Genomic DNA, 13,603 nt, shown 5'->3' on the forward strand with positions numbered 1-13,603 from the left:
AGCCACAACCAATTATGGTGAACTTATATGCTAACGGTAAACATATAGCATCAACAATTTTGAACGAAGAAAATATGTGGATGCACGTGTTCACACATTTGGATAAATATGATAGTAATGGAAAAACTATTCTTTACTCAGTGAATGAATTTAGAGTTCCTGAAGGATATGTTGCATCATATGAAACAAAAACTGAGGATATTGTATTTATTACAAATACTTATCAGTCAAGTAATATAATCATTGTAGAAAATCATACTTTGGAGCAAGATGATGATATTATAGTTCACGTTCCGGAAGATGATGAGAAAAAGGATAATATTACCTTTGATGAACATACAGAACTTGTACATTTCAAGTGGGGTTGGGAATTAATAAATATGAGTAAGTATTTTGAACTTTACGAGCAAAACCTTAATGATACAGGAGATTCATTGAATGTACTTGGTAATGCTTCAAATAGTCCAAGTATTCCAAACAATCCGTATACATCAAATCCATATAATAATGGATATAACAGAAATGATGGTAATCAAGGTTCCTATCTGCAGTCCGGATATTCTAATAATCAAATAAGTGGATATAACAGGTATAACAGCTATAATTACCGATATAACAGGTATAACAGGTATAACTGGTATTCAAGAAACAATTATTACAACAGAAACAGGCAACAAAGCAGTGGATATTCATATCAGGATGAAGGAAAAATATACAAATAACATTTATACATTTACTTATACGAGGAATACCTCTTAGGACATATGAGCTTTGCAGACTTTATAGCTGCATTAGGGCATGAAGGAATAAATATATTCAAGCATCATACTCATTGGGATGAAAATGGAATTCTTGTTGTTGACTATGAAGACATAGATGATGTGCCTCACACAATAAATCTTGTAAACCAGCAGGGCCACGTTGAAAATTCTTCCGCTCAAATAGATAAGAGTGGATCAAACAGTAATGGTCATATAATAGATTCAGGTGAAGTTCATACAGAAGTAAACACGGATCATGAACATTATAGAAGTCAATCAAATTCAAACAGTGGTTCAGGTTCAAGCAGTTCAGGAAGTTCTAGTAGTAATGAAAATCCTAGTGCTGGCACTGAAAGTATAAGTATAGAATAATTTGTTTTATTCTATTTTTTTCATAATCTCCCATTTTTTAATTTTTTTTATTTTTAACTTTTTTTTGATATATCTTTTAAAAGTATTATCTTTTTTATATAAAAATCATAATTGTAATGATTAATCATAATATTTATATTTTACAAATATTCATATATAATATTAAGTAAATATTATAATTTCCAGCAAAAAAATAGAAGATGTTCAAAAGAGTAGGAGACTAAAAGAATATCCTCAAAATTTTAAACAAGCATAAAAAAAATTATAAACAACCTTAAAAATAAACATGCCCCAATATTTACTTAAAAATATAATAAAAAAATCAACATTACTTATAATAGGTGAAAACGACATGTTAACAATAAACCATACAATATGTCCCCAATGTAGCATAGGCTGTGGAATTAACCTCATAAGCAAGGATGGAAAAATAATGGGAATCAATCCATACAAAAACCATCCAATAAACGAAGGAAAAAACTGTAAAAACTGCATAGAATACATAGAAAGAATCAAAGAAAACAACCAAGAAAAAAACTTCGACTACAAAAACAAAATCAGAGAAATAGCACAAACCATCAAAAAATACCAGAACAACCAGATAAGTATAATCACCTCAGGAAAAACAGATAACGAAGACCTGGAAGAAATAATAAAATTCACAAACAAAAACAACTACAACATCCTATCATACGAAGACGGATTCACAAAAACAGACAAAAAATTAATAACATCCTATGAAGAAATAGAAGAAGCAGAACAAATCATAATCATAGGCGACATATACAGGAAAAACACCCTAATAGCCAGAAGAGTAATACACGCACAACAAAACGGTGCAAAGACAATAAACATAAACACCAACAAAAACCTGACAGGATACAACTCCGACCAACTATTACAAATTGATTCACTTGAAAACATAACCACAGCACTAAAAGACATAAAATTAACCCCCAAAACAATACTAATTCTAAACGAAGTTGAAAACTACAAAGACATAATAAGCTTTGCAGAAGAAAACAACATCAAATTACTGCCATTACTAAAAAATCCCAACAGCTACTCAATCCTGGAAAAAATAGAAAAAACAAGCAAAAAAGATGTTACAGACACCATACAGGATTCAAAACTACTAATATTCATCAACGAAGAAAAGGAAAACTATGAAGAATATAACATAAAAGATAAAGAAACAATAACAATAACACAAGAACCCAAAGGAAACAAAAACGAGATACCAGTAAAACAATGGTGCGAAAAACGAGGATCCTACACAAATACCATGGGCACAACACAATACTATGAAGATGCAATCAATGATGAAAACAATAACCTAAAAACAGTTGGAGAAATACTTGAAAATATAACAAACAACATATAATGGTGGTGGAATTGATGAAATATTTACAAATAAAAGCAACAGATGAAGAAATACTATCAAAATGCGAAAATGGTGGAGCAGTAACAGCAATACTTCTATCATTACTCGAACAAGAAAAGATCGATGGAGTATTAAACCTTAAAAAAGGAGAAGACGTGTATGATGGAATACCAGCATACTCAACCACCAATGAAGAACTAATAGAAACAGCAGGATCACTGCACTGTGCACCAATAATGACATCATACCTGATAGCACAATACCTAAAAGACGAAAAAATAGCAGTAACCACCAAGGCATGCGACCTAATGGCCATCGATGAAATAATAAAAAGAAAAGGAATAAACAGGGACAACATATTCATCATAGGATTAAACTGTGGCGGAACAGTAAACCCATTGACAGCAGAGAAAATGATACAATTATACTATGATGTAGACCCAAAAAGAGTAGTGAGTGAAGAAATCAGCAAAGGAAAATTCATAATAGAACTAGACGATGGCGAAGAAAAAGAAGTGAAAATAGACGACCTCGAAGATGAAGGATACGGAAGAAGAAACAACTGCCAAAGATGCGAATTAAAAATACCAAGAAAAGCAGACATAGCCTGTGGAAACTGGGGATCAAGCAAGGGATACACATTCGTAGAAATAAACACTCCACGGGGAGAAGAAATAGTACAAAATGCCATAGACAAGGGATACATAGAAACTAAGGAAGCAAGCGAAAAACAAGTCGCAATACGTTCTAAAATAGAGAATGTAATGAAGAAAATGGCTAAGAAGAAACAGAAAACACAACTGGAAAAAGAATATCCGACACCAGAGGAATTTAACTCAATACTTACAAGATGCATAAAATGTTACAGGTGCAGGGATGTATGCCCAATATGTAACTGTAAAACATGCTCCCTGGAAAAGGAACATTTGCAGCAAGAAGATTATGAAAAACCAGACCCACTATTAATGCATGGAATAAGATTATCACATATGGCATTCAGTTGCATTAACTGTGGCCAGTGTGAGGACGTGTGTCCAATGGATATACCATTAGCAAAGATGTATCAGAAAGTTCAATTATGCTACAGAGAAGAAACAGGATATGTTGCCGGTTGTAGTGATGATAAGGCACCAATGTTCAGTGGACTTAAAGAGGAAATAACAGAATAAGTTGTGGTGGAGGATTAATAGTATGAATGATGATGAAATAAAAATAATAGGATTTTGTTGTAACTGGTGTTGCTATGGTGGAGCAGATAATGCTGGAACAGGTAGAATGGCTTATCCGCCAAACATTAGAATTATACGTGTGATGTGTTCTGGACGAATAAATGCAGAAATGATATTCAAGGCATTCCATGAGGGAGCAGATGGGGTATTTGTAGGAGGATGTCATATAGGTGACTGTCACTATGATGCAGGAAATTATAAGTGGAGAAGAAGAGCACAATTGGTACGTTACATCCTTGATGAGATGGGTATTGATCAGAGAAGGTTCCGTTATGAATGGGTATCCGCATCGGAAGGTTCAAAGTTCCAGAAGTTAATGAACGAATTCCATGAAGAACTGGCGGCAATAAAAGAATAATGATTGATTTAATATAGTTAATGTTAATTATGTATTGTTGACAGTATTCTTATTGTAACATGTTGTAATGGGTGCTGTCAGCATTCCTATTTTTATTTTTTTGTGAATGTCATATGTTATAGTAATTTTTGAGTTATTTTAAAGTTCAGATATAATAATGATTATTGGAATAGTTGATGATTTTTTAATTAAGCTATTGATAAATTGTGTTTTTAATAGAATTTATATTACAACATATATATGAACTATATAAGAAATATACATTTAAGACTGTTTTCATAATGTGCATAAGTAATCATCTAATTTTTCCAGGTAATTTTTAGAATTATAGAATGTTGACATAAACTCTCTTTTTGTAATACTTTTTATTTCTAAACAAATTTATGCCAAGTCTCAATTGTTGTAGATTTGTATATAAATATATTTATATATAAAATTTCATAGGTTATTATAGGTGGTATTTCTATGGCAACTACGATACGTATTAATGAAGATGTTAAACAACAATTAAAACATAAAAGTGTGCTTACTGGGGTTAGTCAGTATAATCTAGCTAACAAATATATTCTTGAGGGTATTAAAAATGATTCTACACCTAATAAGCCCTTAAAATCTATTGAAGAAATAGAAAAAATATTGGATAATGATAGAAAAGATGAAATGACCTCTTATGATATTGATTTATCTGATGATATTCCTGATGAATTAAAATTAAATGATGATGATAATTTAAATATTCCAGTTTCGGATATGAATGATGTAAAGAACTTATTAGATTTTGACAATGACTCAAATGATGATGTTTTAAAAAATTTGGATGGTGCAGTAGTATTTGACAAAGAAACTAACAGTCTTAAGTTAAAAAAAGAAGCTTATAAATAATTAATAGGTAAATGATATTTATGATTTTTTTGGATAGCAGTTATTTGATTGGATTAATAATAGATAATGATGTGCATCATCAAAAAGCTCACATGTTACGTCCATTGTTGGAACATGAAAATAAGATAATTAACAACACGGTTTTAACAGAAGTTTTGAATAGTTTAAAGAAGAATAATTATCATTGGGATAGAAAAAAAGTCATTCATTCCTTATTGGATATTGGAGTTGTCAGTATATTATCCAGTAATGACTATGTAGAGTCAATTAAATTATTTAATTATTATAATCATGCTATTAATTTTTCAGATTGTACTATTCTTAAGACAATGCAGAATAATAAGGTTAATAAAATAGTATCATTTGATTCAGACTTTGATAAAATAAAAGGAATTATACGAATTACACATTAGATTTTTTCCTTTTTTTTACTATGCTGTGTTGGCATAAACTCTCTTTTTGTAATACTTTTTATTTCTAAACAAATTTATGCCAAGTTTGGATATAATACTGTTTTTTCATGAATTTCATTAAATATTAATATGTTTATGTTTTAAATATTATAATAAGTCTTAACTTAGTTAATTCTTACATGGTATTAAAAAAAATAGAAACAGGTGATATATAAATGAACAACAAAGATAAAGTAATAGAAGCATTCAAAAACTCAGAAGACCCATTAAATGCTACAAAAGTAAGTGAAATCAGTGGAGTAGAAAAAAAAGAAGTAGATAAAATAATGAAAGAACTAAAAAAAGATGAAACAATAATTTCACCAAAACGATGCTACTGGACATTAGCAGACAAATAATATAATAAAACAGTGGTTATCATATTGGAAGACAACAATTACCCACACAAAGAAGCAATAGAAAACCTGGAAATCATCTCACCCCCTAATATCATTGATTGAAGAATCAAAAGAAAACTATATCAAAGAAAACCTCAGTCAACACTTACACAAAAGAGAAATAAAACTACTAAAACAAGCAAATTCACATTCCATGCCCGTACATAAAAAAGCCAGAATAAACCAGTACAAAAAACTACAAGAAACACCAGAACAAATAAATGGAATATTCAATCTACATAAGAACATATTCATCAAAAAATACCAAAAACTGGAAAACAAGGGATTAGTAGAAGTAAACACGAAAAGTGAAGATTTACCCTACGATGTAACATTAACATCAAAAGGAAAAGAAATAATAAAAGAAATGAAATCTCTGGAAATGGAATGGAACAAATATATGATGGAAGATATAGACAGAGAAAAACTACTAGAACTATTAAAAGAAGTAACACACAAAGCAGCTCCAATAAACCATAAACATAGAAAACAACAAAAATTCATATTCTAGAAAATCATCCACTCCAATTAATCTAATCTTTTTAGAAAGATGATAAATTATCATCTTACAATTTTTTTTTTATCCAGTAAATACTTGTAGTAATCTGGAAAATTTCATATAACTATCGTACAATCATATTTATTAAAAAAAAATATTTTAGACATTACCTTCTCCCCCCAATTATTTGTAGTAACATTACTGTTTGCAATCTCCTATTTTATGATGAAAAGAATTTCATCTGCTGAGTAATGTTAATAATTCCTTATGAGTAAGTTTATAATGAGTATACTGGTTTGGTAATCTTTCTTCATCTATTCCATGACAAACATAATGTACTTCCGGTCGAGACTTGGCATAAATACTGTTTAATTTCATTTTAACTGACTTTTAATAATTTAATTATATTAAAGATAGAAAAAATAATAATTATTCTTCAATATATGTCCTGACAAAATTTCTGTTAAACAATAAAATAATAGTAAAAAAGAATAAAAAGGGGTATTTAATTATAATATATCTTTTTTAAAAGAAAAAAGGTATTTAAATGATTATTTGTAATTATACTCTTGGATAAAATGGTATTATCCTTATTTTTAAACATTTTCTTGTCATATTGTTATAAGTAATATTAAACAAATAACAAATATTATCATTGTTAGTATGCTTGGGGCAAAGATTACAGCTGATAAAGAGAAGCAGAATATTATGATCATAAAGAATGCAGCGTATGGATTGCTCATATTTAACACCTCAATAGAATGTAATTATTTTATCATTTTAATGTTGCTATATTTGTTTTCTATATCATCACTGTTTATATCTTTTTTCATTTTTAAATAACTATCATACATTAATTGACTCTTAATATACCATGTAGTACATTTATAGCTTTTAAAAGAGGATAATCACCTAATTGAAAAATAAGTTAAAATTTAATAATAATATTAATATAATATTATATAGTTAATTTAAACAATTAAATAAAATGAATAATAACATGGTTAATCTGATAAACAATTCAACAACAACAGAATAAGAATATACATAATAAAATCCAACAAATTCAAAAAACATCACATAAAATCACAATCCAGAATAATATTAAATTAACTAAAAAAATACAAGAAAGGAGGAAATGATAGGTGATAAATAAGAAATTAGTACTGCTTATATTAACAATAATACTAATCACAAGCCTAGGCGTAATAAGTGCAACAGACATACAAGAAAACAGCACTGACACAAACACGATACAAAAAACACAAACAAGCACAAACCTACAGGAAAACACAAAAACAATCACAAAAGCAGAAAAACTAGAAAACAAAAAGGCAACAAACACAGAAGCACCAGACTATGAAACATTATATAACACACTAACAACCAGTACAAGTGACGAAGTAACCGTAACACTAACAAGCACAACAGACACATACACAATCACAAAACCAGTAACACTAAACGAAGCAATAAACAAACTAACAATAAATGGTAATGGAAAAACAATAAATGGAGACAATAAACATAATTTCCTGACAATTAAACATGCCTGTAACTTAATACTTAATAACATAACAATTACTAAATGTAATTCAACAGACATGTATGGTGGAGCATTATACCAGGAAAATGGTAATATTACAATTAATAATTCCGCTTTCACAGAAAATCATGTGAATACAAGTTTAATATACCGTTTTGGTGGAGCAATAGCATTAAAAAATACTAACTTAAACGTGTTTAAATCAACATTCCAATCAAACGGAATACTGGAAGAAGAAATTAAATTACCTGAATATCAAGATCAGAATATGTTTGGTGGAGCAATATACTTCAATGGAAAACAACACAATATCAGTATTATTGATTCTGAATTCAACGAAAATGGGTTAAGTACCGATAACACATACCAGAGGGGTGGAGCATTATTTATAGATACTGCAGGCACTACCACTATCATAAATACAAAATTCTCATCCAACAAAGCAGGAGAAGGTGCAGGAATTTATTATAATGGAGCTGAAGGAAGCACATTCAACATGAATGACACAGTATTTGAATATAATAATTATGATGTCATCTCCAATCTTGGAGCTGGATTATGCATAGAAAACAATGGTAGTATTAGCTTCAATAATGTAAACTTCACAAAAAACATAGCATACCAGGGAAGTGGATTCTATTATATTGGATCTAAGGATAGTCACATGCAACTAAGAAAATCCAATTTCGAATCAAATGGTTATAAAGAGGGTTTTCTTTTTAACTCGCATATTGGTAGTATCCAAATAGAAACGGATGGGTACGTACTGGTAGAAGACTCTAACTTCACTTCAAACAAGGTAGAAGGATGGGGTGCAGGAGCAATAGACTATAATGGTGGTAATAACAGTATACTAGTGCTAGAAAACAATATATTTGATTCAAATGGTTTAGTAACTGAGAAAGTAGAAAGTGGGGCATTAGGCCTATGGACTAGTGGTAATGTCACCATAAATAACTGTTTATTAAAGAATAATAAGGCAGAATCATCTAGTGCAATCACATACCGTAACGGAAACAGGAACTCAAAACTAACTATTAACAATACAGTATTTGACTCTAATAATTATGAAAATGAGGATAATAGATGTGCAGCAGTTGACATCCTGGCATATTGTGATGTAACAATAACCAATTCCGAGTTCAAATCCCATAAGGACAATACCAGCGCTCTTAGATTACAAGTCCTTGAGGGAAGCATCACTCTAGAAAATGATACATTTGATTCCAATATCAATACTGGTGAATTAGGAGCATTATTTATCATGAGCAATGTCACAACATTGATAAAAAATGTTACATTCACAGATAATCTGGGTAAAAATGGTAGTGCCATGACATATTATGGTGCTGATAACAGTACCCTAATATTATCAGATTCCTTGTTTGATAGAAATGATGAGTATACAAGGTATGAGAGTAATGGTGGAGCATTATATGCTATGATTAACGGTACAGTCCATATAACAAACACCACATTCACAGACAATAATGCAGAGAAAGGTGGAGCACTCTATGTATACAGTTTCGATAATGGTAATTTAAACATAACAAATTCCACATTCAAAGAAAATAAAGCAGGCTATGGAGGTGCAACTTACATTGAAACTGAAGGAAATGTCAGCATAACCGATACTAGTTTCATTTCTAATCTTGGTGAAGAAGGATCTGGATTATTTTACAAGAATACTAACAATGGCGAATTAATTATAAGAAATTCATTATTTGATTCAAATGGTGAAGTAGGCTATGATTGTGAGGTTGGTGGAGCAATATACTTTGCATCAACAGGAAATATCCTGATAGATGATACAGATTTCACAAGAAACTATGCACAGTATGGTTCTGCAATATACTTCTATGCTGATGGTAATGCTAATATTACAGTAAATAATTCACGATTTAATGGTAATGGTGGAAGTGATGATGAGCCAGCACAGGGAGGAAGCATTATCCTTATCAGAGGGTATTGTCTAGTAAATAATTCTGAATTCATTAATAATTCAGCAGTTGATGGAAGTGCTATATGTTTAAGTGATTCATCATGTCTGGTGAATAATTCATTATTCAAGAATAATCTTGTTAATAATGGATGTATCAATAACTATGATGGTAACCTTACAGTCATTTACAGTAAATTCATAGAAAACACTTTATATGAGAATGAAGATGAAAGTGATGGATATGGTGTAGCAATCAATAATGGTGGAGGTAATGTAACAATAAATCATACAAAGTTTATAGGAAATAACTTTGGAGATAATGTTTATGGTGAAAATAGTGGTGGAGCCATTTACTCAGATGACGGAAATCTATATATTGATAACAGTGAATTCATATCCAATAAGGCAGCAGAAACCGGTGGAGCAATAGAGACTTCAGGTAATGAATTAATCATCACAAATTCATTGTTTAAAAACAATAAAGTAATAGGTCAGGATACTAATGGTGGAGCTATAAGTGCAAGACATAAAAGGACAGTGATTGATAACTGTACATTCGATTCAAACACTGCAAAAGACGATGAAAATAGTGGTGGAGCTATATATGCACCAGATAATCATTGGTATGAATATGATTACTTTAATGTAACAAACTGTGTATTCATAACCAACACTCCGAACACTTTCACACTATCTGGTAATAGGATAGTGTTGAATAATAGTGACAATTATGTTCCGGACTTTGCAAATGTAACAGTATATGTTAATGAGGAAAACGGTGGAGTAAACACTACCCTAATAAGAGATCCTGAAACAGGTGACGTATACATCAAGGATTACATTGCAAGTAAAACAAACTATGCATACAAAATAATAGTAACACAGACCGAGGAATCAGAATACTATGGATTAAACGACTTCATAAAAAACATCTACTATATAAAATTACCACACGACTACCTGTTATCAGTAACAGCAGACAATGTAACCCTGGAAGATAACACCACAATCAGGGGAAAACTATACTACATTACAGAAGAAGGACAGGAAATAGCACTACCAAATAAAGACATAGAAATCTGGATAAACAACACACTTATAGACACTACAAGGACAAATGAGGACGGAACATACTCCTACAACCACACAGTTGACACCCTAGGAGAACATAACGTGGAAATAAAATTCACGGGAGATGCATATCTAAACGAAATAACAAACCACACAACATTCAATGTAGAAAAACGAAACACCACAATAACAGTAACAGCAGAAAACACAACAATAAACAACCAGACAAATATCCACATAGAATTAAAGGACCATGAAGACAAGCCAGTAGCAAATGCAAACATAACAGTATACATAAACGAAAAAATAATAAACAAAGAAACAGACGAAAACGGTAAAATAAGCATAACATACAACACAACACTAGCCAGCGAAAACCATGTATTCATATTATACGATGGAAACAATACATACAACCCATCACACAACATAACAACATTCATAGTAAACAAACTAAACACAACAATAACAATACAGGCAACAAACTGCACAATCGGAGATACCATAACAATCAAGGGAAAACTAAGTGACCAACAACAAAAAGCAATAGCAAATGCAGCATTAATACTATTCATAGACGAAGAAGAAATACCATTAAACACTACCAGTAACGGAGAATTCACATACAATTACAAGACAATACACACCAAAGACAATTACATAGAAGTATTCTATGAAGGAAACGACACATACAAGGACACATACAACCACACAACATTCAACGTAGACAAGATCAACACAACAACCACTGCAAATATAACAAGCCAAACAGTAGGAAACCTGTCATTCAATGTTAACATAAAAGGAGACGACAATAAAAAAATAAACAATGGAACAGTAATAGTAACTGATGAAAAAGGAGAAATCATAGCAGCACACAACATACAAGACAAGACAACACTCACAATACAGGACATAACTAGTGGAACATACACATTCAACATAACATATCAGGGAAACGACACATACAACCCATCCACAACAACACAAACAATAAAAATTAAAAAAGAAGCAAACATCACAATAAACGTAAAAAATAACACTGAAGGAAACGTGGAAATAGAAGTCACACTAACAGATGATAAAGATGAAACAATACCAGACCAGACAGTGGAAGTAACACTACCAAACGGTTCAAAAACAAACAAGACCACAGACAAGAACGGAAAAATACTAATAAAAGATACCACCACACCACCAGGAAACACAAAAATAACAGTAAAAGTACCAGACACAAACGAAATAACAGGAACAAATAAAACCGAACAAATAACAATCCAACCAAACTACCAGAAAATCATTGACGAACTCGAAAAAACAAGTATTATAACAGCAATACCAGAAAACGGCACAGTAGACGACAACAAAGTCACAGTAACCCTAAATAATAAGATGGGAACACCAATAAGTAACGCACCAATCACAGTTAAAAACAGTAAAGGCTACATTATTGGTAATGCAAGCACAGACAACAAAGGTATTGCAGTAATACCAGTAAAAACAAATGCTGGAACAGAGAACATCACAGTAACCTACCCTGGAAACGCTAAGTACTCGCCGGCCAGTACAACAGTTAGTATCACAACAAGTAAAAACAATGTAACAGTAACAGTTGATCCAGTATATGGAATAATCGGGGAAGACATCATACTAACAGCACACATTACTGACATTAAGGGTAATCCTGTCAGTGGCGGAAACCTTGTATTCAAACTAAACGGTAAAACACTACGAACAGATGGTAGATTTGACAGTAACGCAAGTGCATGGAAGTTCCAAGTTAAAAATGGAATAGTAACAATAAAAATCAATGCTGACCTTTACCTGCGTAACACTAAAAACCTAACAGCAAGCTACAGTGGAAGCTACAAGTACAATGAAGCAAAAAGCAAGACAGTAACTGCCCAGATCAAGAAACGAAATGCTAAATTAACAGTAACAACAAGTCCTAAAGCACAGAAACAATACAACAAGATAACATTCACGGCAAAACTAACAGACACAACACCAAACACCAAAAACACTACAGCAATGAGTACTGGTACCAAGGTAATATTCAAGGTTAACGGTAAAACAATAAAAGACAACAAAGGAAACAACTTACAGGTAAAAGTTGTTAACAACACTGCAACCTACAAGTACACTGTACCGGCTGGTATGGGTGGAATCAGTAAGGACGGGTCAATACGTGACTACACTGTAGAGGCTGTACTGGTAAGTGACACTTACTACCCGGACACAAGGAATACTGCAACCTTCAACATACAGAGAAGTCCAACAAGTATAAACATTAACAAGGTATCTGTAAACAATAAAAACATGTTAACAGTAAGTGCAGATATCAAGGACTACAAGAACAATTATGTTATCGGAAACAGTAGTATAAACATTAAAATTAATGGTAAAAGTTATGTTAACCCTAAAACTGGTAAGACTCAGAACTTCCGGGCAGTAAATGGTAAATTAAGCCTTAAGAATATTCAGGTAAAACAGGATATTAAAATCAAGAATGTTATGATTGTGACTGGTGCTCGTCAGGCTTACCTTGGACAGCGTAATGAGACAAGTAATATTGTTAAAATTTAATCAAACTTTTCTCTTTCTCTCTTTTTTTTTGATATGGATTGCAAATATTATTCTTTTTTTTAGTGCTATTTTAATCATGGAACATTTGAATAATGTTTAATTTAAATGTAATTAATTCTTATA

General features: G+C 31.3%; 12 protein-coding genes. 10 read left to right on the forward strand and 2 right to left on the reverse strand.

What is annotated here, in order from left to right:
• Nucleotides 1–14 precede the first annotated feature (14 nt).
• The 9 genes from PXD04_RS15915 to PXD04_RS15955 all read left to right on the forward strand — a co-directional run bounded on the left by PXD04_RS15915 (nucleotide 15) and on the right by PXD04_RS15955 (nucleotide 6,347).
• The gene (locus PXD04_RS15915; protein WP_323735803.1) at nucleotides 15–722 is read left to right on the forward strand and encodes a Cna B-type domain-containing protein; all 708 of its coding nucleotides are present in this window, start codon (nucleotides 15–17) and stop codon (nucleotides 720–722) included.
• Nucleotides 723–764: 42 nt separating this feature from the next.
• Complete coding sequence (locus PXD04_RS15920; protein WP_323735804.1) at nucleotides 765–1,133, forward strand: hypothetical protein; 369 nt, start codon at nucleotides 765–767, stop codon at nucleotides 1,131–1,133.
• 352 nt (nucleotides 1,134–1,485) lie between these two features.
• Nucleotides 1,486–2,517 carry a hypothetical protein gene (locus PXD04_RS15925; RefSeq protein ID WP_323735805.1) on the forward strand — a complete coding sequence of 344 codons (1,032 nt, stop codon included), beginning with the start codon at nucleotides 1,486–1,488 and terminating at the stop codon, nucleotides 2,515–2,517.
• 14 nt (nucleotides 2,518–2,531) lie between these two features.
• On the forward strand, nucleotides 2,532–3,686 hold the full coding sequence (locus PXD04_RS15930; RefSeq protein ID WP_323735806.1) for a Coenzyme F420 hydrogenase/dehydrogenase, beta subunit C-terminal domain: 1,155 nt from the start codon (nucleotides 2,532–2,534) through the stop codon (nucleotides 3,684–3,686).
• Nucleotides 3,687–3,708: 22 nt separating this feature from the next.
• Nucleotides 3,709–4,104 (forward strand): hydrogenase iron-sulfur subunit, encoded by a 396-nt coding sequence (locus PXD04_RS15935; protein ID WP_323735807.1) that lies wholly within the window; start codon nucleotides 3,709–3,711, stop codon nucleotides 4,102–4,104.
• Between the two features lie 465 nt (nucleotides 4,105–4,569).
• A complete protein-coding gene (locus tag PXD04_RS15940; RefSeq protein ID WP_323735808.1) occupies nucleotides 4,570–4,986 on the forward strand; it encodes a hypothetical protein in 417 nt (138 codons plus the stop codon).
• Between the two features lie 20 nt (nucleotides 4,987–5,006).
• Entirely contained in the window at nucleotides 5,007–5,399 is a 393-nt protein-coding gene (locus PXD04_RS15945; RefSeq protein WP_323735809.1) for a type II toxin-antitoxin system VapC family toxin, read from the forward strand.
• Nucleotides 5,400–5,614: 215 nt separating this feature from the next.
• Nucleotides 5,615–5,797: a MarR family transcriptional regulator gene (locus PXD04_RS15950; protein ID WP_323735810.1), complete on the forward strand. Its 183-nt coding sequence runs from the start codon at nucleotides 5,615–5,617 to the stop codon at nucleotides 5,795–5,797.
• A gap of 94 nt (nucleotides 5,798–5,891) precedes the next feature.
• Entirely contained in the window at nucleotides 5,892–6,347 is a 456-nt protein-coding gene (locus PXD04_RS15955) for a hypothetical protein (protein WP_323735811.1), read from the forward strand.
• A 225-nt stretch (nucleotides 6,348–6,572) separates the two neighbouring features.
• On the opposite strand, the gene PXD04_RS15960 is transcribed toward PXD04_RS15955, so the two are convergent.
• Both PXD04_RS15960 and PXD04_RS15965 read right to left on the reverse strand, forming a co-directional pair.
• Entirely contained in the window at nucleotides 6,573–6,713 is a 141-nt protein-coding gene (locus PXD04_RS15960; RefSeq protein WP_323735812.1) for a hypothetical protein, read from the reverse strand.
• A gap of 233 nt (nucleotides 6,714–6,946) precedes the next feature.
• Nucleotides 6,947–7,078 carry a hypothetical protein gene (locus PXD04_RS15965; protein WP_323735813.1) on the reverse strand — a complete coding sequence of 44 codons (132 nt, stop codon included), beginning with the start codon at nucleotides 7,076–7,078 and terminating at the stop codon, nucleotides 6,947–6,949.
• Between the two features lie 402 nt (nucleotides 7,079–7,480).
• Here PXD04_RS15965 and PXD04_RS15970 point away from each other — a divergent pair, with 402 nt between their 5' ends.
• Entirely contained in the window at nucleotides 7,481–13,480 is a 6,000-nt protein-coding gene (locus PXD04_RS15970) for a hypothetical protein (RefSeq protein ID WP_323735814.1), read from the forward strand.
• The last annotated feature ends 123 nt before the right edge of the window (nucleotides 13,481–13,603 follow it).

The sequence above is a fragment of the Methanosphaera sp. ISO3-F5 genome (genome assembly GCF_034480035.2).
Classification (GTDB): Archaea; Methanobacteriota; Methanobacteria; order Methanobacteriales; family Methanobacteriaceae; genus Methanosphaera.